Here is a 22,602-nt window from a genome sequence, read left to right as displayed (position 1 = left end):
GCGGCTGCCTCCGTGGGCGTCAGCGCCCCCACGTGCCTCCCGGGGAGCGGGGGCGGTAGTAGTCCGCCAGCCGTCCAAGGCCTTCATCGATCGAGACGGCGGGAGTCCAGGCAAGGAGCTTTTGGGTCTCCCGCTGGTCAAACCAGTGGGCCGTGGACAGCTGTTCTGCAAGGAACCTGGTCATGGGCGGCTCGTCCTGTTTGCCCAGCCTGAGCCACGCTTTTTCCACCACCGATCCCGCAATCCGGGCAAGCTGTCCCGGTACTGACCACGACGGCGCAGGCACGCCCCCGGCGGCGCAGATGCCGGCAATCAGTTCGCCCACCGGCCGCGGTTCGCCATTGGTGACAACCAGCGCCCTTCCGTGGACGTGACTGATGCGGTCCAGGGCAGCAACAATCGCTGCTGCCGCATTGTCCACATAGGTGGTGTCGATAAGCGCAGCTCCCGCATCGAGCAGCGGCAGGCGGTTCCGTGCCGCCCGTGCCAGTACCCGTTCCACCAGCTGCGTGTCTCCGGGCCCCCAGACCACGTGCGGCCGCACGGCGGCGACGCGGAAGTCCGGGGAGTCCGCGGCAAGGGCCAGAAGCTCCGCCTGCGCCTTGGTGCGGGCGTAGTCGCCATGGGCACGCTCCGGATCCGCCGGTTCTGCGCCTAGTCCTGCAATGGCGGCGCCGGAGTTGGCCGCCGATGGGGAGGACACGAAGACGAAGTCCCGGACTCCGGCCTCGCGCGCCGCCAGGAGCAGGTGACGGGTTCCCTGCACATTCACCTGGTCAAACTCGTCCGCCCGGCCGGTGAAGGATACTTTGGCCGCGAGGTGGATGATTGCCTCGGCCTCCCTGACGGCAGCCCTGACCGCGGCGTCGTCGATGAGGGAACCGCAATGGTCCGCCGCGCCGTCGACCTTTGAGGGACGCCGCTGGAAGGTGGTCACGTCGTGGCCCCTGCGCACCAGCAGCCCTGCCACTTTCCGCCCCAGCAGGCCACTTGCCCCGGTGACCAGGACTTTCATGGTGTCCCCGGGCGGCCGCCGGCCAGCACTGACGAGGCCCAATGGGACAGCCTCGACCTGTCGATCTTTGCGTTGTGGCGGATGTCGGTTGGCTGCGCGGGGACAACCAGGACTGCCGCCACGGACACGCCTGCCCCCTGGGCGGCGCTCCGTACCTTCCGGGCCAGTTCGGGACCTGCCGGGCCGGCCTTGCGGGCGGGCGGGACGGTTTCGACGACGGCGGCGATGGCCTGGGTGCCGGCCGGCCCCACGCCCACGACGGCTGCCATCCGGACACCGTCCAGCCGTTCGATGGCTCGTTCGGCGCCGACCGGAGTGACCACTCCAGCGGGGGCCGTGATGACGTGGGCAAGGCGCCCTTCCACCCACAGGCGGCCGCCGGCATCGAAATGGCCCACATCACCGGTGCGGTGCCACCCGGCTGGCCCGGCGCTCGCCTGGTCCGTCAGCCACAGCCTGTCGTAGCCGTCCTTCACATGCGGCGCGCTGACCAGGATCTCCCCCGTTACCCCCGCTTCGGTCAACGGTACAGTCCCGGGGGCGGTACCGTCCGCTGCCAACGGGATCACGGCTATGCGGGCGCCGTGCACGGGACGCCCTACGCAGACGCCGTTACCGGCTCCCGGCATTGTCCCGGCTTCAGCGGCGGCCGCGGCGGCCCGGATCTGTTCGAGGCTGATGTCGGAGACAGGCAGGGCCTCTGTCATGCCGTAGGGGGTATGGAGCGAGGCGGCGGGCAGCAGCCGCTGCACGTCTGCAAGGAGAGGTTCCGGTACCGGCGCGCCGGCTGAGAGCAGCAGTTCAACGCGGCCGAGTGCCGCAGTGCCCTCCGGGGTGAGGCCGTCCCGGGTGGCGGCGACGTTCCGCAGGGCGGCAGGGGACGCGAAGACCACCGTGGCGTCGATCGCCGCTGCAGCATCGGCCAGGGCGCGGGCGGTCAGGGTGCGGGGCGCGGTGACATCCATGGCCGGCGTCACGGACACGGTTCCCAGCGCGGGCCCCAGCAGGGCGAACGGCGCGAAGCCTGCCACCAGCCTGTGGCCCGGCTCGATGCCGAAGGTTTCAGCCACGGTGTCCCGCATGGCGGCAAGCTGCCGGTGGGTGTACAGCACCCCCTTGGCGGGACCGGTGGAGCCGGACGTGAAAAGCACGGCGGCCGGGGAGTCCGCGTCCGGGCTGGAGGCGGGAGCGACGCCGGCAGCGGCACGCCCTGCGCCTGCCCTGGCGAGGGAGGCGAGGGAGGTCTCCACTCCGAGGAGCCGTCGCGGACCTGCCGGCAGGTCCCGCACACTGATGCGCCTGGCGGACCATCCGAGTGCCCGGGCAGCGGCAAGGGCCTTGTCGATCCCGATCAGGACATCGGGGGTCGCTCCCTTGACCGCCCGGCTCAGCCCCTTGGTGCCCAGGCCGGCGTCGGCGACCACCACAACCGCTCCCAGCCGCAGGCAGGCGTACAGGGCCACGGTCAGGTCCACGCCGGGCGGAACCATCAGGCTGACGCGGCTGCCCGGCCCTACTCCCGCCTCCTGCAGGCCCGCGGCCAGGCGCCCAACGCTTTCTTCCAGCTGCCTCCAGGTGAGCGAACGGGCCACCGTGCCGTCCGGTGCCATTTCGACGACGGCCCTCCCGTCTGCGGACGGGCGGGCGGCGAGCTCCCCAAGAAGCTTCCACAAGGGCGTGAAGCCATTGCCGTTAGCCGGGGCGGCGGCTCCAGTGACCATGTCGGCTTCAGCAACTGCGCCGGCTTCAGCAACACTGTCCCCGCCGTGCGTGACGCGGCCGGCAAGCCAGTCGAAGACCGCCGGCGCGATGTTCCGGTCCTCTGCCACCAGGTGTCCAGCACCCTCGTAGCGGTGCACGTCCGCGTGGGGGAGGCGGGTGAGCAGGTCCTTCAGATAGCGGTCGGAGAAGATGGGGTCCCGTGGGCCCCACAGCATCAGGACCGGCACCTCAAGGTCCCGCACGCCCTCCGCCACGCCGTTGAGGGCAGCGAAGCTGGGGTGCGACGCGTCAACGGGAATATCCGCGACGAAGTTGCCCACGCCCGCCCGGCGCGAGGCGCCGCGGTAGGGGGCCATGAAGGCCTTCCGCACGTCAGCGGGCAGCGGGGGGTGTGCCAGCGAATGCGTCACCCGAAGGAAAGCGTCCGTGGTGGTGGTTCCCCACTGGTGCACGGCCGGGTGCAGGGCAAACCGCAGCGCCGACGGGATGGGGGAGCCGGCAGGCTGGTGGACGGCGGTGTTGGTCAGGACCACGCCGGCCAGTTGGTCGGTGTGGGCCAGCGCCCAGCCGAGGCTGACCACCCCGCCCCAGTCGTGGCCCACGGAAACCACCGGTCCCTCCAGGGCCAGTGCCTCGGTCAGATCGGCCAGGTCATTGATCCTGTCCGCCAGGCGCCGGAAGGTTCCCGTCCGCTCAGAAAAGCCCATGTCCAGCTGGTCAACGGCCACCACGCGCCACGGATGCGCGGGATCGGACCCCGCGGCCAGCAGGCTCCGCCACAAGTAGGACCAGGTGGGGTTGCCGTGCACGCACAACAGCGTTCCCAGCGGAGCCAGGCCGTGGCGTTCCAGTTCCCCGCCATTGTCCAGCAGGTGCCAGCGGCGCACCGTGCCGGCCGCGTCAGCCCCCGATGTGGAGGGGACATCGATGTGGCGCGACCACTCGGCCTTGACGCCCGGCCAGTCCGCGATCACCAAACGATTTCCAGCATGGCGGTGTTCAGGCCGGACCCGACGCCCATGCACAGCACCCGGTCGCCGCTTCCCAGCGACTGCGCCTCGGCGGCGAGCGTCATGGGCAGCGACGCCGGTCCCACGTTGCCCCAGTGTGGAAACGTGATGGGCACCTTGTCCGGGTCAAGATCGATGGCATCGATGATGGCCTGCGTGTAGGCGTTGCTGACCTGGTGCGTGACGTAGCGGTCCATCGCGGCCCAGTCCCACTCGGGCTGGGCCTCCTGCCACGCGTCGACGACGAGCCGCAGGCCGCCGTCGAGCAGTCCCTTCGTGTCGGTGTTCATGCCGTCGATGCCGCCCACGCACAACTCGTGGTGCTCGGTGCCGGCGCGCATCACGCCGCCCACCACCCGGTGCGCTCCCGGGTGCTTATCCGCGGGCCCCAGGACGGCCGCGGCCGCCCCCGATCCCAGCGTCAGAGTGGCAAACTCCCGGTTGAAGTCATCCCGCGTTGTCTCGGGCCGCTGCAGCCGGGCCAGGGTGGCCTCCTGCGTCAGCTGGGCGTCCTCGCCGTTAACAATGACGGCATACCGTATCTGTCCCGAGTCGATCATGTTGGCTGCCAGGGTCAGGGCGTTCACGAATCCCAGGCACGCGTTGGCAAGGTCGAAGTTCATGGCCGACGACGGCAGGCTGAGGCTGTGGTGGATCTTCACCGCAACGGAGGGCTCAAGGTTGCGGCGGGTCACCGACGTGTTGATCAGCAGGCCGACGTCGGAGGCTTCGATGCCGGCCTCGGCCAGCGCCTTGGCGCCGGCTTCCACCGCAGCATCGTCAAACGACGTACCGGCAGCCCACCACCGGCGGTGCGTGATGCCTGCCACGCGCTCAAGCAGCCGCGGCGGAAACCTGAGTCGCTGCAGGGTTGACGCCAGCCGCCGGTCAAAGTCCGTTGAGCTCACAATCCTGGGAGCCTCGACGCTGCTCACCGAGAGCAGCGCGGTGTTGCTGTGGCGGAAGGTTGCATTACCTGCCAATTCAAGCCCCTCTTCGTTTTCGTCCCGCATTCCTGCGGTGACTGTACCCACATATGCGCAGGCTCAAGAGCTTAACTATGCCTTTGCAGTGCCGGAACATGCATATCCGGCGGCGGCGTCGGCGCCCGTTCCCGGGTGCTGCTGCCGGGAAATGTCCGTCCTGCGCAGTAGATTGTAGTGACCCGGTTCCAGCAAAAAGACCTACCCGCTCCAGGAGACCAGAAAAGCCTTGCACCTCAAAAGCCTCACCGTCCGGGGGTTCAAGTCCTTTGCGTCCGCCACCACCTTCGACTTCGAACCCGGCGTCACCGCCGTCGTGGGTCCCAACGGGTCCGGCAAGTCCAACGTCGTGGACGCCCTGGCATGGGTCATGGGCGAGCAGGGCGCCAAAACCCTCCGCGGCGGCAAGATGGAGGACGTCATTTTCGCCGGGACGTCCGGGCGTCCGCCGCTGGGCCGCGCGCACGTTTCGCTCACCATCGACAACACCGATGGCGCACTTCCCATCGAGTACAGCGAAGTGACGATTTCCCGGACGCTGTTCCGTACGGGCGGCTCCGAATATGCCATCAACGGCGCAGGCTGCCGCCTGCTGGACATCCAGGAACTGCTCTCCGATTCCGGGCTGGGCCGGGAAATGCACGTTATCGTGGGCCAGGGCCAGCTGGACCGCGTCCTGCACGCCACCCCCGAGGACCGCCGCGGCTTCATCGAGGAGGCGGCCGGGATCCTCAAGCACCGGCGCCGCAAGGAACGGACGGTACGGAAGCTCGAGGCCATGCAGGCCAACCTCCAGCGCCTCACCGACCTCACGGGGGAGATCCGCCGGCAGCTCACCCCCCTTGGGAAGCAGGCTGAGGTGGCCCGCCGCGCCCAGCGGGTCCAGTTCGACGTCCGGGACGCCCGCGCCCGCCTGCTCGCCGATGACCTCGTCCAGCTGCAGCAGGCACTGGAGCAGGACGTGGCAGACGAAGCCGCGCTCAAGACGCGCCGGACCGCCGTCGAACAGGAACTCGAAGCCGGGCGCAGGCAGCAGGCAGCGCTGGAGCAGCTCGCCGCCGAGGCCACGCCGCGGCTCAATGCCGCCCGGGACACCTGGTACCGGCTGTCCACGTCACGTGAGCGGCTGCGGTCGCTCGGGACGCTTGCCACCGAACGGAGCCGCCTGCTGGGTTCCGACGATGCGGCGCCGTCCTCCAACCGGGACCCTGAACAGCTGGAGCGCCAGGCAGCCAGGGTGCGGCAGGAACTGATGGAACTCGAACAGGACATCCAGGCAAGGCAGGGCACCCTGGATCGGGCCGGCGCGGCCAAGGCGGAAGCGGAGCGTGCCGCCCAGGTCGAGGACCAGCGGCTCACCGCGCAGCTCCGTGCCGCAGCCGACCGGCGGGAGGGCCTGGCGCGGCTGGCCGGCCAGGTAGCGGCGGCCAGGTCCCGGGTAGAGTCAGCGCAGGCGGAACTGGGACGGCTGCGCGATTCCCTTGCCGCTGGAACCGAACGCCGGGCCCGTGCCCAGGCCGAGTTCACGGCGCTGGAAAACCAGGTGGCCGGGGTGGAGGAGGGCGAGGAATCCCTCGACGCCGATTATGAGGCCGCCAGCGACGTGCTGGACGCGGTCCTGCAGGAGATCGCGGACCTCAAAGCCGCCGTCAACGAGGGGGTCCGCAAGCGGGACGCCCTCGCCGCGCGCCTCGATGCCCTGAAACTTGGCCTTGACCGAAAGGACGGCGCAAGGCACGTGCTGGAGTCCGGGCTCCCCGGTGTGCAGGAAAGCCTCGCCGCCGGAATTACGGTCCAGGTCGGGTTCGAGCCCGCTATCGCCGCTGCCCTGGGGGAAACGTCCGAGGCAGTGCTCGTCCAGGACGGGGATGCAGCGGCTGCTGTGCTGGGACGGCTCAAGGACGACGACGGCGGGCGGGCGTCGCTGCTCCTTGCATCGGCCGCGGCACTCCACCGGGGAGACGGTGGGGACGTGCCGCTGCCTGACGGAGCGCAGTGGGCTGCCGGCCTGGTCGATGGACCTGCGGCGCACGTCTCCCTGGTCCGGCACCTGCTGTCCCGGACCGCCGTCGTCACCGGCATCGACGCCGCGGCCGCCCTGGTTGCCGCATTGCCGGACCTGACAGCCGTCACCCGCGAGGGGGACGTCTTCACCGCCGTCTCTGCCACGGGTGGCTCTGCCAAGGCACCGTCCCTCCTCGAGGTGCAGGCAGCAGTGGACGACGCCGGCCGCGGGCTTTCCGAGGTCAAGGCAGACCTGGAGCGGAACAGGTTCGCCCTGGCCGCCGCCGAGGCCCGGCGCAAGGGGGCACAGGAGGAAGCGGACGCCGCGCTGGACAAGCTGCACGAATCCGACGCCCGACTCGCCGCGGTAGCCGAACGCCTGGGCCACCTGAACTCTGTCCTGCGCAGCGCCGTTGGCGAGAGTGAACGGCTGGCGGCATCCCTGGCAAGGGCCGAAAGCAACGTCGCGGCGGAGGAGGAAGCGCTCGCCGCTGTCACCGCCCGGTTGGCCGCGGCGCAGGAAGCCCCCGTGGAAGATGAACCCTCCACCGAACAGCGCGACGCCCTGGCCCTTGCTGCGTCCACCGCCCGCGCAGCCGAGGTGGAGGCCCGGTTGTCCCTGCGCAGTGCCGAAGAGCAGCACGCGGCAACCCGAAACAGGGCGGCGTCCCTGGAACGCGCCGCCGCCACCGAGCGCCGCGCCCGTGAGGAGGCGGCAGAGCGGGCCCGCCGCCGCCGCATCCAGGCCAGGCGTGCTGCGGCCGTTTCCGCAGGGGTGGAGCTGGCCCTTGGCTATGTGGACGTCTCCGTGGACCTTGCCCGTCACGAACGGGACCTGGCCGAGGAAAACCGCGAGCTGCGTGACCGCGGGCTGCGGGAGATCCGGGAAGCAAATGATGCCCTGGCCCGGGAACTGGCCCAACTCACCGACAACGTGCACCGGGACGAACTCGCCCGGGCCCAGCAGCGCGCCAGGATCGAGGCGGTGGAAACCCGCGCCGTGGACGAGCTGGGCATCACCCCCGAAGCGCTGGTCACCGAGTTCGGGCCGCAGGTCCCGGTGCCCGTTCCGGCGGAGGAATCCGCCGACAAATGGGCAGCCTTGCGGGCCCCCGTTGACGCGGACGGCGAAGAAATCAGGGAAGGCAAGCCCTACGTCCGGCAGGAACAGGAGAAGCGGCTGCGGAAGGCCGAGCGGGACCTCGCCAGCCTGGGCAAGGTCAACCCCCTGGCCCTGGAGGAATTCGCGGCGCTGGAGGAGCGGCACCAGTTCCTCAGCACCCAGCTCGAGGACCTGAAGGCCAGCCGGCGGGACCTGCTGGACATCATCAAGGAAGTGGACGACAGGGTCCAGCGGGTCTTCGCCGAGGCGTTCGAGGACACCCAGGCCCAGTTCGTCCGGGTCTTCGGGCGGCTCTTTCCCGGCGGCGAGGGCCGCCTGGTCCTGACCGACCCTGCAGACATGCTCACCACCGGCATCGAAGTGGAAGCCCGTCCCGCCGGCAAGAAGATCAAGCGGCTGTCACTTCTCTCCGGCGGCGAACGCTCCCTGACCGCGGTGGCGCTGCTGGTGGCCATCTTCAAGGCCCGGCCGTCGCCCTTCTACGTCATGGACGAGGTGGAAGCGGCACTGGATGACACCAACCTCGGCCGGCTCATCACCATCTTCGAGGAGCTCAGGGAGTCCAGCCAGCTCATCGTCATCACGCACCAGAAGCGGACCATGGAAGTGGCAGACGCACTGTATGGCGTCACTATGAGGGGCGACGGCGTCTCCACTGTCATCAGCCAGCGGTTGGGGGCCGAGGTTTAGCAGCGGCATCCACGCACAGCGGCAGCCCAAAGGGGCAGGTCAGCTGCCTGATCGACGCCCGAACCGGGCAAGCCGTTTGTGAGAAGCTAGGGGAGTGAATGACATCCTTCCCATTGTCCTGTCCATCCTTGCTGCGCTGGTGGTCATCGGCGGCCTGATTCCGGTCCTGCTCAAGACGCGGAGGAACATCACCCGGTACCCCGGAACCAGGGATGCCAACGACCCCGAAATCCGCTCCGGTGGAAGCACGGCGGTGGCGGACCGCGACGGAACAATCGGGGGCACGGCGCCGGAGGGTGCGGACCTTGAAGGGCTGGACACCACCACCGTTCCGGACAATGCGGCCGGGCTGGAAACCATTCCCGTCGAAACCCCGCTGCCCGTCGCCGGCCGCCTGGCCCGCCTGCGGGAGCGGCTGGCCCGCTCCAACAACGTCATGGGCAAGGGCCTGCTGGCGCTGCTGTCCAGCGACCGGATCGACGAGAGCGTCTGGGATGAGGTGGAGGAAACCCTCCTGCTCGCGGACCTGGGAACCGAACCCACCATGCAGCTGGTTGACGCCCTTCGGGAGCGCGTCAAGGTACTGGGAACGCGGACACCCGAACACGTCAAGACGATGCTCCGCGAGGAACTTATCAAGCTGGTGGACCCCACCATGGACCGGACCCTCAACGTACAGCGGCACGCCGACAAGCCCGCCGTGATGATGGTGGTGGGCGTCAACGGCGTGGGCAAGACCACCACAGTGGGCAAGCTGGCACGGGTGCTGGTGGCCGAGGACAAGGACGTCCTGCTGGGTGCCGCGGACACCTTCCGGGCCGCTGCCGCGGAGCAGTTGGCCACGTGGGGCCAGCGCGTGGGCGTCCCCACCGTGAAGTCCGATATCGACGGCGCAGACCCCGCCTCCGTTGCCTACGAGGCCGTGAAGGCCGGCATCGAGCAGGAAGTCGATGTGGTCATGATCGATACCGCCGGGCGCCTGCAGAACAAGGTGGGCCTGATGGACGAGCTGGGCAAGGTCAAGCGCGTTGTGGAGAAGCTGGCCGAGGTGGACGAGGTCCTGCTGGTGCTCGATGCCACCACCGGCCAGAACGGCCTGAACCAGGCGCGGGTGTTCTCGGAGGTGGTCAACATCACCGGCATCGTCCTGACCAAGCTGGATGGAACCGCCAAGGGCGGCATCGTCGTGGCCATCCAGAAATCCCTGGGCGTGCCGGTCAAGCTCATTGGACTGGGTGAAGGCGCGGACGACCTCGCCCCCTTCGATACCGAAGGCTTCGTTGACGCCCTGCTGAACTGACAGGGGCGCTTAGGAGCCGGCCGCGCGCAGCGTCTCGCGGGTGGGCAGCCAGCCTGCTGCAGCCAGGAGCATGATTCCGCCGGTAACGCCGAAAGCCCAGCCGAAGCCCAGCCCGTCGGCAAGCATCCCCGCCACGAGCGGCCCAACGATCGCCCCGACGTCGGACGTCATCTGGTACACGGCCAGCACCTTGCCCCCTGAGCGCGCGTTGCCAATGACATCGGCGACGGCGGCCTGCTGGGCGGGACCGAAAAGCCCTGACCCGACGCCGGCGAGCGTCGACGCCGCCAGGAACCAAGGCAGGTCCGAGGTGATGCCGATGGCTGCCGTGGACAGGGCCGCCACCAGGAGGCCGGAGATCATCATCGGCTTGCGTCCCACCGAGTCCGCCAGGCGCCCCGAGAATGTCAGGGCGGCGGCGTTGCCGGCAGCGAACACTGCCAGTGCAAGGCCCGCTGCCTGCGGACCGGCCCCGAACGCCGCCGCGGCGAACAGCGGCACCGTTGCCATCCGGACGCCAAAGGTGGCCCACCCGTTGGCAAAGCTGGAGATGAGGGCGGACCGGTAGGTTCCGGCAGCCAGCGCCTCGCCAAACCGCATGTCCGGCGCCCGGTTCTGTACCTCGCCGCCTCCCCGGCGCTGGTGGCTCAGCTGGGTCTGGACCACGAACGCGGCCACAAGCAGCGCAGCGGCGTAGGCAAGGAACGGGACCCGCAGGCCCAGCCCCGCCAGCAGGCCACCCACGATCGGACCGCACACATTGCCGATCAGGAATGCCGACGCATAGGCCCCCGAAACCCTGCCCCTGCTCTTGGGCGGCGCCAGCCGGACCACCAGGGCCATCGAAGCCACCGTGAACATCACAGACCCGGCCCCGCCGAGTCCGCGGAACAGCAGCAGCTGCCAGTAGTCCTGGGCAAAGGCGCACGCCGCAGTGGACAGCGCCACAATCAGCAGCCCGGCCACATAGATGGGACGTTCACCGCGCCTGCCGATCAGGGCGCCGCCGGCAGGGGCGAAAGCCAGGCGCATGAAGGCAAAGATCGCCACGATGACGGCGGCCTCGGTGTTCCCCACCCCGAAGGTTGTAGCGAACTGCGGCAATACCGGCGCAACAAGCCCGAAGCCGAGCGCGATGAGGAACGCCGCGGCCAGCATCACCTTGATGTCGCGGGGGAGTTTCTCCCGGTGCGGCCTCAGCCGGGCGAAAAACCTTGAAGTGGCGCCGCGTGCGCGGGGTGGTGCCGTCATGGTGCAGGAGTCCTTGCTGGAAAGGGAGCCGGGTGGCTGCGCGGGTGCGGAAACATAACCGTAACAAGGCGGATATGCACCATTTACTTCCTAGAGGTTGTTGTAACAGGCCGGCAATCTAAATCCTCCGCAGGTGAAACACGCCACCCACAAACTCATTACAGGACGCAAAAAGGCGTTGGCAGGCGGAGTACTCCGCAAGATTCGATGAGAGAGGACGTGCACCATGGAACTTACCGCAGGTCACGTTTGGGTCATGGTAGCGGCAGCTCTCGTGCTGTTCATGACACCCGGTCTGGCATTTTTCTACGGCGGCATGACCCGCGCCAAGGCAGCCCTGAACATGATGATGATGAGCTTCATCTCCATCGGCATGGTCGGCGTCGTCTGGGTCCTGTGGGGCGCCTCCATGAGCTCGGGGGAAGGGTTCATGGAGATCGTGGGCAACCCGTTCGCCACCTTCGGCCTTGAGGGGATCACCACTCCCGACGGCCTGATCAAGGTGGGCTATGCCGCCACCTTCGCCATCATCACCGTGGCACTGATCAGCGGTGCCATCGCCGACCGCGCCAAGTTCGGCGCCTGGTCCGTCTTCGTGCCCGTCTGGGTCACGCTGGTGTACTGCCCGCTGGCGTACATGGTGTGGGGCGGCGGCCTCTTCGGCCCCGAAGGCGCCATTGGCAAGGCCCTGGGCCCGGCCATCGACTTCGCCGGCGGCACCGTAGTCCACATCAACGCGGGTGTGGCGGCACTGATCCTGGTCCTGATCATCGGCAACCGCAGGGGCTTCGGCAAGGACCCCAACCACCGCCCGCACAACATCCCGTTCGTCATGCTCGGTGCAGCCATCCTCTGGTTCGGCTGGTTCGGCTTCAACGGCGGTGCAGCAACCACCGCCGAACAGGGCGGCCTGATCTGGATCAACACCCTCGCGGCCCCGGCAGCAGCCATGCTCGGCTGGCTCGTCACGGAGCGCATCCGCGACGGACACCCCACATCGCTCGGTGCCGCCTCCGGCGTGGTGGCAGGCCTTGTAGCTATCACCCCCGCCTGCGCCAACGTCAGCCCGGTAGGTGCCCTTGGCCTCGGCGTCGTGGCCGGTGTGGCCTCCGCCCTCGCCGTCGGCCTGAAGTTCCGCTGGGGCTTCGATGACTCGCTGGACGTCGTCGGCGTCCACCTCGTCTCCGGCATCATCGGCACCGTTTCGCTGGGCTTCATCGCACTGCCCGCCGACGGTGTTGGCGGCGGCCTCTTCTACGGCGGCGGGCTCACCCAGCTGTGGGCGCAGCTCGCGGCGGCCGGCATTGCGATCGCCTACTCGGCCATCCTGACCACCATCATCGCCCTGGCCATCCACAAGACCATGGGCTTCCGCGTCTCGCAGGAACAGGAAACGGTGGGTGTGGACCTTAGCCTGCACGCCGAGACTGCCTACGAATTCGGCGTCAGCGGCCACGGCGGAAGCTTCCAGCCGCTGCATGACCTGATCACCGGCAAGGGCCACGGCGAGCCGGCCCAGCCTTCATCCGGGGCGCAGAAGGCACAGTCAGCAACAGGTAAGGAAAGCGTGGGGGCATGAAACTGATCACTGCAATCGTCAGGCCGGAAAAGCTCGAAGCCATCAGGGAAGGGCTGGAAGCCTACGGCGTCCAGGGGCTTACCGTCAGCGCCGCCAGCGGGTACGGCCGGCAGCGCGGCTACACCGAGGTCTACCGCGGAGCGGAATACAACGTGGACCTCCTGCCCAAGATCCGGGTGGAAGTCCTGGCCACGGACGAACAGGCCGACGACATCCTGGACGTCATTATCGCCAGCTCCAACACCGGCAGGGCCGGGGACGGCAAGGTCTGGACCATGGACGTCCATGAAGCAGTGCGGGTCCGGACCGGGGAACGGGGAGTGGCCGCCATCTAAGGGCGGGACGCCACGGTCCCTGCGGGGCAACAACTGAAGATTGACGCAGGACGGGCGGGAACCGAAAGGTCCCGCCCGTCCTGTCTGTCGCTAAGGCTCAGTCCTGGTGCCGGTTGGTGGGCCATGACGCAGGGCCGGCCGACCCGGCGTCGTACTCCTCCAACGGGACGTCCCCCCGCTCCCAGGCCTTCAGCACAGGCTCCACGATCCGCCAGCAGTCCTCGGCCGTGTCGCTCCGGACGGACAGCAGCGGGTCGCCGGCCAGGACACCCTCCAGTACTTCGCCGTAGGGCAGGAGGTCCGAGGCGCTCAGCTCCGCCTCAAGGGTGACCCGGCCCAGGCTGAAGATGTTCCCGGGCCCGTTGACGTCGACGTCGAACTCCAGCGTGTCCGGACCGAAACCGATCCGCAGCTGGTTGGGGGAGTCCACCCCGGTGAAGCCCTGGGGGAGGTGGGGCACCGGGAGGAAGGTGACCACCGCTTCCTTGCGCTTGTCGCCCAGGGCCTTGCCCGAGCGCAGGATGAACGGCACGGCCCGCCAGCGCCAGTTGTCGATCGCCACCTGGATCTCAGCGAGGGTTTCCGTGCCCCTCGCGGCATCCACCCCGTCCTCCTTGGCGTAGTCGGGCACCTCCTTGCCCCCCACGGAACCCGCCGTGTAACGCGCCCGGCGGGTTGAGCCGGTGAAGGGGGCCTTGACGCTGCTGGCACGAAGGACGGCGGAGACGGCATCGCGCAGGTCGCGCTCGCCGATGGTGGCCGGAGGTTCGATCGCCATGATTGCCATGACCTGCAGGAGGTGGCTCTGGATCATGTCGCGGAGCGCGCCGGCACCGTCGTAGTAGCGGGCACGGCCTTCCAGCGCCAGGTCCTCGTCGAAGAAGATCTCCACCTTTTCCACGTGCTGCCGGTTCCAGACGGGCTCCAGGAAGTTGTTGGCGAACCGCAGGCCCAGGATGTTCAAAACGGTGGCCTTGCCCAGGAAGTGGTCCACCCGGTGGATGTGGTCCTCCGGGACCAGGCGGCTGAGCGTCCGGTTGAGGGAACGGGCGGACTCCTCGCTGAAGCCGAAGGGCTTCTCCATCACCAGGCGGGTGCCTTCCGGAACCTCGGCAGGCTGGAGCGTCTCGCATGCCTGCTGGCTGATCCGGGGCGGAAGGGCAAAGTAGACAGCCACCGGGCCTTGCAGCCCGCCGAGCAGGCCGGCAAGGGCTCCCTTGGCGGTGACGTCCACCTGGTGGTAGGCCGTCTCTTTCTGCAGGGACTCCAAGGCGTCCTTCCCCGGCTCATCGGCTCCGCCTGCTGCCGCGGCGAACGACGACTCCACACGCTCCCGCCACTGTTCCGGTGTCCACGGATCCGAGCCGGCCCCGACAAGGCTGAGGCCTTCGGCACGCCCTGCCGCAACAAGGCGGGCAAGGCCCGGCAGGAGGAGCCGGCCGGTGAGGTCGCCCGAGGCGCCGAGGATGAGCAGTGTCTTGACAGTTGTTTGGCTCGTCATTTTGCCAGCATGCCATCTACCGCACCCGACTTGATACCCTAGATAGTCGAGTCCCGATCATCTCCTGAAAGAAGTTCACGGCGCGTGTTCAATTCACTCTCTGACCGGTTGACAGCAACCTTCAAGAATCTCCGCGGCAAGGGCCGCCTTACGGAGGCCGATGTTGATGCCACCGTCCGCGAGATCCGCCGTGCCCTTTTGGACGCTGACGTCGCCGTTCCGGTGGTCCGCGAATTCACTGGGCGCGTCCGCGAACGCGCACTGGGCGCCGAAGTCTCAGGCGCGCTGAACCCCAGCCAGCAGATCGTCAAGATCGTCAACGAGGAACTCGTGGAGATCCTCGGCGGTGAAACCCGGCGCATCCGGCTGGCTAAGAACGGCCCCACCGTCATCATGCTTGCGGGCCTCCAGGGCGCGGGCAAGACCACCCTGGCCGGCAAGCTGTCCAAGTGGCTGAAGGCCCAGGGCCACAGCCCCATGCTGGTGGCCTGCGACCTCCAGCGCCCCAACGCGGTCACGCAGCTCCAGGTGGTGGGCCAGCGCGCCAACGTGCCGGTCTTCGCCCCGCATCCGGGAGCCACGTCCACGGAGCTGGACCAGCCCGCCGGTGACCCGGTCGCCGTCGCGCGCGCCGGTGTGGAGGAAGCACGCCAGAAGCTGCACGACGTCGTGATCGTCGACACCGCCGGCCGCCTTGGCGTGGACGCCGGCATGATGGAGCAGGCCCGCCAGATCCGCCGCGCCATTGTCCCGAACGAAGTGCTGTTCGTGATCGACTCGATGATCGGCCAGGACGCCGTCAACACGGCGCTCGCGTTCGATGAAGGCGTGAACTTCACCGGCATCGTGCTGTCCAAGCTCGACGGCGACGCCCGCGGCGGTGCCGCGCTGTCGGTCGCGTCGGTCACCGGCAAGCCGGTCATGTTCGCGTCCACGGGCGAAGGCCTGGACGACTTCGAACTCTTCCACCCTGACCGGATGGCCTCGCGCATCCTGGACATGGGCGACATCCTCACGCTCATCGAACAGGCCGAAAAGGCCTGGGACAAGGATGAAGCTGCCCGGATGGCGAAGAAGTTCGCCGACCAGGAAGACTTCACCCTCGAAGACTTCCTGGCCCAGATGCAGCAGATCCGCAACATGGGCTCCATGAAAAAGATGCTCATGATGATGCCGGGCGCGCAGAACATCCGGCAGCAGCTGGAACAGTTCGACGAGCGGGAGATCGACCGCGTCGAGGCGATCGTCCGGTCCATGACCCCGCACGAGCGCCTGGCGCCCAAGATCATCAACGGCTCGCGGCGTGCCCGCATCGCCCGTGGCTCCGGCGTCCACGTGTCCGAGGTCAACGGCCTGCTGGAGCGTTTCGCCCAGGCCCAGAAGATGATGAAGAAAATGGCCCAGGGCGGCATGCCGGGAATGCCCGGGATGCCCGGCCTCCCCGGAGCCGGCGGCGGTGCGCGGAAGAACGCCAAGAACGCGCCCAAGAAAAAGCCAAAATCCGGCAACCCGGCCAAGGCAGCCCAGGAGCGCAAGGAGGCGGAGGCCCGCCGCGCCAACGCTGCCAAAGCGCTGCCCACCGGCGCAGCCTTCGGCCAGCAGGACGGCGACTTCGATCCGTCCCAGCTGAACCTGCCCAAGGGCTTCGACAAGTTCCTGGGTAAGTAACGCTTCCGACAACAGGCAGCGCCGGGTGTCCGTCTCGATTGCCCAAGGCGACACCTGGCGCTTCTTCGTTGGGATGTCGGCGCCGTGGAATAGGGTTGGGACATGTTCAAGCAAAGGGTAGTGTTCGTGCACGGCGCCGGAACTTTCGGCGCCGCCGCATGGCCCCGCCAGCACGGCATGGCACTGTCCTATGACGCACTGTTCCTCCGCCGCCACGGTTACGACGCCGCCGCGGAGCCGCTGGAGTCATCGTTCGCGGAAGACACCGCGATCATCCTGCGGTCGCTGGCCGACGACGGACGAGGCGCTGCCGGGGGACACGTGGTGGCACACTCCCAAGGGGCCGTCGCGGCCATGATGGCCGCCGTCGAACGTCCGGACCTGGTCTTTTCGTTGACGCTCGTGGAACCTGCCTGCCTCTCCCTGACGGCGGAGCTGCCAGCCACGGCGGCGCACATCAGCCTGATGCAGCCCCTCTTCGATGTCCGCCACCAGCTCAGCGACGACGACTTCCAGCGCGAGTTCGTCCGGCGTGTCTATGCAACCGACCTCCAGCAGCCGGCCACCACGGAGGAGAAGCGGTCTGCCCGCAGGCTGCGCCTCCAGGCACCGTCCTGGGAAGCTCCCCTGCACATCGTCCCGGGGGTTCCCACGCTGGTCCTCACCGGCGGGTGGGAACCGCTGTACGAGGAAATTGCCGGATACCTCCGGGAGACCGGCGCCCTGCACCGCGTTGCCGCGGGCGGGCACCGGCCCCATGACTCGCCGGACGGGGACCGTGCCATCCGGCAGTTCATCAGCGGGGTCAGCCGGAGCCAGTCCGCCCGGGCGTCCTAGCCTTCCGCGGGAACCCGCAGCTCCGGCAGGTATACCCTGCCGCCGGCCGCCAGGAACTCCTCGCTCTTTTCCCGCATCCCCGATGCCACCCCGGCCAGCGCTGCCTGCGCCTCCGCGGACCCGTACTCATCCCGGATGTCCTGGCTGATCCGCATGGAGCAGAACTTCGGCCCGCACATGGAGCAGAAGTGCGCCGTCTTGGCCGGTTCTGCGGGAAGGGTTTCGTCGTGGAACGCCTCAGCCGTCACCGGGTCCAGGGACAGCGCGAACTGGTCCCGCCAGCGGAATTCGAACCGCGCCTTGGACAGGGCGTCATCGCGTTCGTGCGCCCCCGGGTGGCCCTTGGCGAGGTCGGCGGCGTGCGCGGCGATCTTGTAGGTGATCACGCCGGTCTTCACGTCGTCCTTGTTGGGCAGGCCCAGGTGTTCCTTGGGGGTGACGTAGCAGAGCATGGCGGTGCCGTAGCGGGCGATTTCCGTTGCCCCGATTGCCGAGGTGATGTGGTCATAGCCGGGGGCGATATCGGTCACCAACGGGCCCAGGGTGTAGAACGGCGCACCCTTGCACAGCTCCTGCTGCCGTTCAACGTTCTCGCGGACCAGGTGGAACGGAACGTGGCCGGGGCCCTCCACCATCACCTGCACGTCGTACTCCCAGGCACGCTGCGTCAGCTCGGCGAGCGTGTCCAGCTCCGCGAACTGGGCGGCGTCGTTGGCGTCCGCGGTGGAGCCGGGGCGGAGGCCGTCACCCAGGGAGAAGGCGACGTCGTAATTGGCGAAGATTTCACACAGCTCATCGAAGTGCGTGTACAGGAAGTTCTCCTGGTGGTGGGCCAGGCACCAGCCCGCCATGATGGAGCCGCCGCGCGAGACAATGCCGGTCACCCGGTTGGCGGTGAGCGGGACATATCGGAGCAGCACGCCCGCGTGGATGGTCATATAGTCCACGCCCTGCTCGCACTGTTCAATAACGGTGTCCCGGAAGATTTCCCAGGTAAGGGCGTTGGCCTCGCCGTTGACCTTTTCCAGGGCCTGGTAAATGGGCACGGTCCCGATGGGGACGGGGGAGTTGCGGATGATCCACTCCCGTGTGGTGTGGATGTCGTCGCCGGTGGACAGGTCCATGACGGTGTCGGCGCCCCACTGCGTGGCCCACTGCAGCTTGTCCACCTCCTCCGCGATGGAGCTCGTCACGGCAGAGTTGCCGATGTTCGCGTTGATTTTTACCAGGAAGGCCTTGCCGATGATCATCGGCTCGGATTCGGGGTGGTTGATGTTGTTCGGGATGATGGCCCTGCCGGCCGCCACCTCGCTGCGGACCAGTTCTACGTCGCAGTTTTCGCGCAGCGCCACGAAGCGCATTTCCTGCGTAATGATTCCCTGGCGGGCATAGTGCATCTGCGTCACCGTCCGGCCGTCGACGGCGCGGCGGGGCACCGGCTGCCCGCCCTTCCACTCCGCGGAGGCGGCGCCGCGGCGCACGGCTGAGCGGCCGTCGTCGAGCAGGTTGCGCTCCCTGCCGCCGTAGGCCTCGGTGTCTTCCCGCTCCGCGATCCACCGCGCCCGGAAAGGCTGCAGGCCGCGGACGGGGTCGCTGCCGGGGCCCGCGGTCCGGTAGGTCCGGAAGGGGGCGTTTGGCTGGCCGTTGGGGGACGATTCAAGGGCAATTTCCGTCACAGGTACCCGGATTCCGGATGTTTCGTCCGCGAGGTAGGCGAGCGAATGGGACTTCAGGGATTGGGTCACCTGCGGTTCGGACGGGCCGCCCGGCTCCCCGGCGGACGGCAGGAGGGCAGGGTTCAACTGGGTGTTTTGCGTACTCAAGGGAATACTCACTTCCTTCGCCGGCATTACCCGGACAGGTTCAACGGTCGCAGGCCGCGTCAGCCCGATCTCAGCCCCTGCAAGGGCACCCGTGTGGTCAGGAACGAAGCTACCACAGGCTCCTGGAGCGGCCTTGTCATAAACGCGGTGCTAGCCTGACCGGGCATCGAAAGGAGCCCTATGACAGGCATCATCCACTTCCGCGGCCCCGTCCTGGCCGCACCGGACCGGGTACGGCGCGGGCTCTGGTCCGTTGACGGCAGGCTCACGTTCAACAAGCCGGCCGCTCCCCCCAACCGGGTGCTCGACGGCTGGGTGCTGCCGGGCTTCGCGGACGCCCATTGCCACATCGGGCTGGGCCCCGCAGGCCCTGTCGAACCTCCAGCCGCCAGGGACCAGGCACTGGCGGACCTCAACGCCGGAACCCTGCTGGTCCGCGATGCCGGTTCGCCGGCAGATACCCGCTGGATGCAGGGCGGCAGGGACTTTCCGGTGTTGATCCGGGCCGGGCGCCATATCGCCCGGACGCGGCGTTACCTGCGGGGCTTCGCAGAGGAGGTGGAGCCGGAGGGCCTCGTGGAGGCCGTCCGCAAGCAGGCGCGCGCCGGCGACGGCTGGGTCAAGCTGGTGGGGGACTGGATTGACCGAAGCGCCGGTGACCTGGCGCCGTCGTTTCCTGCCGCCGTCGTACGTGACGCTGTCCAGGCGGCCCATGACGAAGGTGCCCGGGTGACGGCGCACTGCTTCGCCGAAGACACCCTGGACCAGGTGCTGGACGCCGGCATTGACTGCGTCGAGCATGCCACGGGGCTCCTGCCCCGCCACCTGCCCCGGTTCGCCGAACAAGGGGTTCCGATCGTGCCCACCCTCGTCAACATCGCCACCTTCCCCGACATTGCAGCGCAGGCCGACCCCAAGTTCCCGCGCTATGCCGCCCACATGCGGGCCCTGTGGGAACGCAGGCTGGAACGGGTGGCGGAAGCACACGCCGCGGGTGTGCGCATCTTCGCCGGCACCGACGCCGGCAGCGTGATCCCGCATGGCAGGATCGCAGACGAAATCCTCGCCCTGCACAGCGCGGGCCTGCCCATGGAGTCGGCCCTGGATGCCGCCTGCTGGGCAGCCCGCGCGTGGCTGGGAGCGGACGGACTGGAGGAGGGGGCGCGCGCCGACGTCGTGGTATGCCGGGAAGACCCGCGGGCAGTGCCGAAGACCATTGCGGCGCTGGAGCACGTGGTGCTGGGCGGGCGGATCATTCGCTGACGAACGGTTCGCGGGGACTTGGAATAAATTGAACCTTCAAGTAATTTTAATAGGTGACAGGCCGCCAATGGGACGGCCGCCAATGCAAGGAGCCTTCAATGACCGCATCAGCCAGCAGCCAGGATCTTCTTCCTGCCGAACTCGCCATGGGCACCGTGATGCTCAAGGTGGGCGACATGAAGGTCATGACCGACTACTACCAGCGTGCGCTGGGCCTCGAGGTGGTGGCCGAGCAGGACGGCGGGCTCTACCTCGGCAGGCTCGGCAGGCCGTTGGTCCACCTTGCCCCGGCCCCCGGGCTGCACCTTCCCGGCAGGGGAGAAGCGGGCCTGTTCCACACCGCGCTGCTCTTTGAGGACCAGGCCTCCCTGGCCGCCACCGTCGCCACTGCTGCCCAGTACGAGCCCCGGGCCTTCACGGGCAGCGCCGACCACCTGGTGAGCGAAGCCTTCTACTTCACCGACCCCGAGGGCAACGGCATCGAGCTGTACTGGGACCGCCCCCGCAGCAACTGGTCCTGGAATGGGACCGACGTGGTCATGGACAGCCTGGCGCTCCCGCCGCAGCGCTACCTTGAGCAGTACCTCACCGAGGAGTCCCTGGAAGGCCAGCGGCAGACGGCGGCCGGCGTGGGCCACGTCCACCTCCAGGTTGGCGACGTGCAGACCGCCCGCGACTTCTACGTGGGGACACTCGGGTTCGAAAAGACCGCGGGTTGGCACGGGCAGGCGCTGTTCGTCTCCGCAGGCCGCTACCACCACCACATGGCCATGAACGTCTGGAACAGCCGCGGCGCGGGCCCGCGCAAGGACACCCTTGGGCTGGGCGAGGTGCTCATCGAGGTTCCTTCCGGGGACGACGTCGGGGCGCTGACGGACCGCCTCAGGGTTGCCGGGGTGCCTGCCCACCACACCGGTTCGGAGCTTCGGTTCGAGGATCCGTGGCGCAACCGGATCCGCGTGGCCGTCCGCTGATTGGTGCCGCGTCCTGCGGCGCTCCGCGGCAAGCCGTTCAGGCGTGCGCCGGGAGGCGTGCAACTACTAGGCTGATTCCGTACGGCCGGGCGGCGCCCGGCGCGCAGCTCCGCCAACGGAAGAAGGGCACCAGCAATGGGCTTCACCGAGATCTTTGTCGCCACCCATGACGCCGCGCTGAAACGCGCCGGCATCCTTGATGAAGGAAGCAGCTCCTCCGCGGAAGGCGCACCTGCCGGCCAGGCAGTGCGGATCGAGGGAATCAGCGACTTTGAAGTGGAGCAGCTCGGCGACCTGGCGGGGACGGCCGTTCACGCCGGCGGAGCCGACTATGAGCTGACCCTGGTGGACGTCGCCAGCGATTCCCTCCTTGCCGTTCCGCCGGCCATGGTCCGTGCCCTCGCGGACCTGCTCACCTACGAAACCGAAGGTGAGGGCAACGTCCTTGACGACGTTTCGGAACAGTGGGCGGGCCAGGAGGACATGCCGTTTGGCGCCGCCCAGGCGCGGACCTACGTGCAGCAGCTGGCGGAGCTTGCCGCCGGAGTCGACGATTCGGAGCGGACCGGACTGTACGTCTGGTCAGCCTGACCCGCCAAGTCGAAATAACAGCGCTGATCTGGCACAATGAACAGGTACTCGATCTGCGTGGCCCCTCTCTCCGCGTCCGGATCCTGTCCTTCGAGCCCGCAAGTATGGCCCGCCCCACGGGTGCAGAACGCCGGGTTCACCCCTTTTCTGAAACAGGAGTGACCACAAAAGTGGCCGTAAAGATTCGCCTTAAGCGCTTCGGCAAGATGCGCGCCCCGTACTACCGCATCGTCGTTGCGGACTCACGCACCAAGCGTGATGGCCGCGCCATCGAGGAAATCGGCAAGTACCACCCCACCGAAGAGCCCTCGTTCATCGAGGTCAACTCCGAGCGTGCCCAGTACTGGCTCTCCGTCGGCGCCCAGCCGTCCGAGCAGGTTGCCGCGATCCTGAAGATCACCGGTGACTGGCAGAAGTTCAAGGGCCTGCCGGGCCAGGAAGGCACCCTCAAGACCAAGGTCGCGAAGGAAGCTTTCGTTGCTCCGGAGAAGGGCTCGGTCATCATCCCGGAAGCCATCACCAAGAAGGCTTCCAAGTCTGACGCTGCCGAGGCCCCGGCCGACGCCGAAGCTGAGACCACCGAGGCTGAGTAGATTGCTGGCAGAAGCGCTGGAGCACCTGGTCCGGGGAATCGTTGATTCCCCGGATGACGTCAAGGTCAGTTCCAAGAGCAACCGCCGCGGGGACACCCTCGAGGTGCGCGTTCACCAAGACGACCTCGGACGGGTGATCGGCCGCCAGGGCCGCACGGCACGCGCACTGCGCACCGTGGTGGCAGCACTGGCCGGCGGCGAACCGGTACGGGTCGACGTCGTCGATACCGACCGCCGCCGCTGAGCGCTCGGCAACATTCAGTTTTTGCTCCGGCCCCTCCACCACCAGGTGGAGGGGCCGGAGTTCTTTCACAGCAGAGTGCTTCAGTAAGAAACACCA

Annotated in this window: 17 protein-coding genes and 1 riboswitch; of the genes, 11 read left to right on the top strand and 6 right to left on the bottom strand. The window is 68.2% G+C overall.

The features are described 5' to 3' along the window. Positions 1-19 precede the first annotated feature (19 nt). From ACTHQS_RS12245 to ACTHQS_RS12235, 3 genes are read right to left on the bottom strand one after another with little or no spacing between them, the layout of a single operon-like run. The gene (locus ACTHQS_RS12245; protein ID WP_440169586.1) at positions 20-1,015 is read right to left on the bottom strand and encodes an NAD-dependent epimerase/dehydratase family protein; all 996 of its coding nucleotides are present in this window, start codon (positions 1,013-1,015) and stop codon (positions 20-22) included. Beyond that, entirely contained in the window at positions 1,012-3,714 is a 2,703-nt protein-coding gene (locus ACTHQS_RS12240; RefSeq protein ID WP_440169189.1) for an alpha/beta fold hydrolase, read from the bottom strand. The genes ACTHQS_RS12245 and ACTHQS_RS12240 overlap by 4 nt, the downstream gene beginning before the upstream one ends. Continuing rightward, complete coding sequence (locus ACTHQS_RS12235) at positions 3,708-4,730, bottom strand: 3-oxoacyl-ACP synthase III (protein WP_440169186.1); 1,023 nt, start codon at positions 4,728-4,730, stop codon at positions 3,708-3,710. The genes ACTHQS_RS12240 and ACTHQS_RS12235 overlap by 7 nt, the downstream gene beginning before the upstream one ends. 229 nt (positions 4,731-4,959) lie before the next feature. Between ACTHQS_RS12235 and smc the strand changes: the two genes are divergently transcribed. Both smc and ftsY read left to right on the top strand, forming a co-directional pair. Next, positions 4,960-8,547 carry a chromosome segregation protein SMC gene (gene smc, locus ACTHQS_RS12230; RefSeq protein WP_440169184.1) on the top strand — a complete coding sequence of 1,196 codons (3,588 nt, stop codon included), beginning with the start codon at positions 4,960-4,962 and terminating at the stop codon, positions 8,545-8,547. A 94-nt stretch (positions 8,548-8,641) separates the two neighbouring features. Beyond that, positions 8,642-9,847, top strand: a complete 1,206-nt coding sequence (gene ftsY / locus ACTHQS_RS12225) for a signal recognition particle-docking protein FtsY (protein ID WP_440169181.1) — start codon at positions 8,642-8,644, stop codon at positions 9,845-9,847. Between the two features lie 9 nt (positions 9,848-9,856). On the opposite strand, the gene ACTHQS_RS12220 is transcribed toward ftsY, so the two are convergent. Next, positions 9,857-11,098: an MFS transporter gene (locus ACTHQS_RS12220; RefSeq protein WP_440169178.1), complete on the bottom strand. Its 1,242-nt coding sequence runs from the start codon at positions 11,096-11,098 to the stop codon at positions 9,857-9,859. A 226-nt stretch (positions 11,099-11,324) separates the two neighbouring features. Here ACTHQS_RS12220 and ACTHQS_RS12215 point away from each other — a divergent pair, with 226 nt between their 5' ends. Further along, positions 11,325-12,677 (top strand): ammonium transporter, encoded by a 1,353-nt coding sequence (locus tag ACTHQS_RS12215; protein WP_440169175.1) that lies wholly within the window; start codon positions 11,325-11,327, stop codon positions 12,675-12,677. Further along, entirely contained in the window at positions 12,674-13,012 is a 339-nt protein-coding gene (locus tag ACTHQS_RS12210) for a P-II family nitrogen regulator (RefSeq protein WP_159631736.1), read from the top strand. Before ACTHQS_RS12215 ends, ACTHQS_RS12210 begins: the two co-directional genes overlap by 4 nt. A gap of 97 nt (positions 13,013-13,109) precedes the next feature. Here ACTHQS_RS12210 and ACTHQS_RS12205 read toward each other — a convergent pair whose 3' ends face one another. Then, positions 13,110-14,513 carry a glucose-6-phosphate dehydrogenase gene (locus ACTHQS_RS12205; protein ID WP_440169171.1) on the bottom strand — a complete coding sequence of 468 codons (1,404 nt, stop codon included), beginning with the start codon at positions 14,511-14,513 and terminating at the stop codon, positions 13,110-13,112. A gap of 84 nt (positions 14,514-14,597) precedes the next feature. Between ACTHQS_RS12205 and ffh the strand changes: the two genes are divergently transcribed. Together ffh and ACTHQS_RS12195 are read left to right on the top strand one after the other, a co-directional pair. Then, positions 14,598-16,181 (top strand): signal recognition particle protein, encoded by a 1,584-nt coding sequence (gene ffh / locus ACTHQS_RS12200; RefSeq protein WP_440169168.1) that lies wholly within the window; start codon positions 14,598-14,600, stop codon positions 16,179-16,181. Between the two features lie 102 nt (positions 16,182-16,283). After that, a complete protein-coding gene (locus tag ACTHQS_RS12195) occupies positions 16,284-17,018 on the top strand; it encodes an alpha/beta fold hydrolase (protein ID WP_440169166.1) in 735 nt (244 codons plus the stop codon). Here the strand turns inward: ACTHQS_RS12195 and thiC are convergent. Continuing rightward, positions 17,015-18,841 carry a phosphomethylpyrimidine synthase ThiC gene (thiC, locus tag ACTHQS_RS12190; protein WP_440169164.1) on the bottom strand — a complete coding sequence of 609 codons (1,827 nt, stop codon included), beginning with the start codon at positions 18,839-18,841 and terminating at the stop codon, positions 17,015-17,017. The two genes, ACTHQS_RS12195 and thiC, sit on opposite strands and share 4 nt — an antisense overlap. After that, positions 18,837-18,944: riboswitch (TPP riboswitch) on the bottom strand. Its footprint overlaps the gene before it by 5 nt. Positions 18,945-19,021: 77 nt before the next feature. Here thiC and ACTHQS_RS12185 point away from each other — a divergent pair. The 5 genes from ACTHQS_RS12185 to ACTHQS_RS12165 all read left to right on the top strand — a co-directional run bounded on the left by ACTHQS_RS12185 (position 19,022) and on the right by ACTHQS_RS12165 (position 22,506). After that, a complete protein-coding gene (locus tag ACTHQS_RS12185) occupies positions 19,022-20,104 on the top strand; it encodes an amidohydrolase family protein (protein ID WP_440169161.1) in 1,083 nt (360 codons plus the stop codon). Positions 20,105-20,202: 98 nt separating this feature from the next. Then, the gene (locus ACTHQS_RS12180) at positions 20,203-21,078 is read left to right on the top strand and encodes a VOC family protein (RefSeq protein WP_440169159.1); all 876 of its coding nucleotides are present in this window, start codon (positions 20,203-20,205) and stop codon (positions 21,076-21,078) included. Positions 21,079-21,213: 135 nt separating this feature from the next. Then, a complete protein-coding gene (locus ACTHQS_RS12175) occupies positions 21,214-21,669 on the top strand; it encodes a hypothetical protein (RefSeq protein WP_440169156.1) in 456 nt (151 codons plus the stop codon). A gap of 170 nt (positions 21,670-21,839) precedes the next feature. Next, a complete protein-coding gene (rpsP, locus tag ACTHQS_RS12170) occupies positions 21,840-22,262 on the top strand; it encodes a 30S ribosomal protein S16 (protein ID WP_018768286.1) in 423 nt (140 codons plus the stop codon). 1 nt (position 22,263) lies between these two features. Further along, positions 22,264-22,506 (top strand): RNA-binding protein, encoded by a 243-nt coding sequence (locus ACTHQS_RS12165; protein ID WP_013601399.1) that lies wholly within the window; start codon positions 22,264-22,266, stop codon positions 22,504-22,506. Positions 22,507-22,602: the final 96 nt, after the last annotated feature.

Origin of the sequence: Arthrobacter sp. SAFR-044 (assembly GCF_051965175.1) — a bacterium.
GTDB lineage: Bacteria > Actinomycetota > Actinomycetes > Actinomycetales > Micrococcaceae > Arthrobacter.
The sequence above is the reverse complement of the archived record's forward strand: the minus strand, read 5'-3'. Positions and strand labels throughout refer to the sequence as shown.

What these genes read in the sequence shown, in the direction of transcription:
- ACTHQS_RS12245 (WP_440169586.1), bottom strand. Translation starts at nt 1,015, where the DNA reads ATGAAAGTCCTGGTCACCGGGGCAAGTGGCCTGCTGGGGCGGAAAGTG.
- ACTHQS_RS12220 (WP_440169178.1), bottom strand. Translation starts at nt 11,098, where the DNA reads ATGACGGCACCACCCCGCGCACGCGGCGCCACTTCAAGGTTTTTCGCC.
- ACTHQS_RS12215 (WP_440169175.1), top strand. Translation starts at nt 11,325, where the DNA reads ATGGAACTTACCGCAGGTCACGTTTGGGTCATGGTAGCGGCAGCTCTC.
- ACTHQS_RS12210 (WP_159631736.1), top strand. Translation starts at nt 12,674, where the DNA reads ATGAAACTGATCACTGCAATCGTCAGGCCGGAAAAGCTCGAAGCCATC.
- ACTHQS_RS12205 (WP_440169171.1), bottom strand. Translation starts at nt 14,513, where the DNA reads ATGACGAGCCAAACAACTGTCAAGACACTGCTCATCCTCGGCGCCTCG.
- ACTHQS_RS12195 (WP_440169166.1), top strand. Translation starts at nt 16,284, where the DNA reads ATGTTCAAGCAAAGGGTAGTGTTCGTGCACGGCGCCGGAACTTTCGGC.
- ACTHQS_RS12185 (WP_440169161.1), top strand. Translation starts at nt 19,022, where the DNA reads ATGACAGGCATCATCCACTTCCGCGGCCCCGTCCTGGCCGCACCGGAC.
- ACTHQS_RS12180 (WP_440169159.1), top strand. Translation starts at nt 20,203, where the DNA reads ATGACCGCATCAGCCAGCAGCCAGGATCTTCTTCCTGCCGAACTCGCC.
- ACTHQS_RS12175 (WP_440169156.1), top strand. Translation starts at nt 21,214, where the DNA reads ATGGGCTTCACCGAGATCTTTGTCGCCACCCATGACGCCGCGCTGAAA.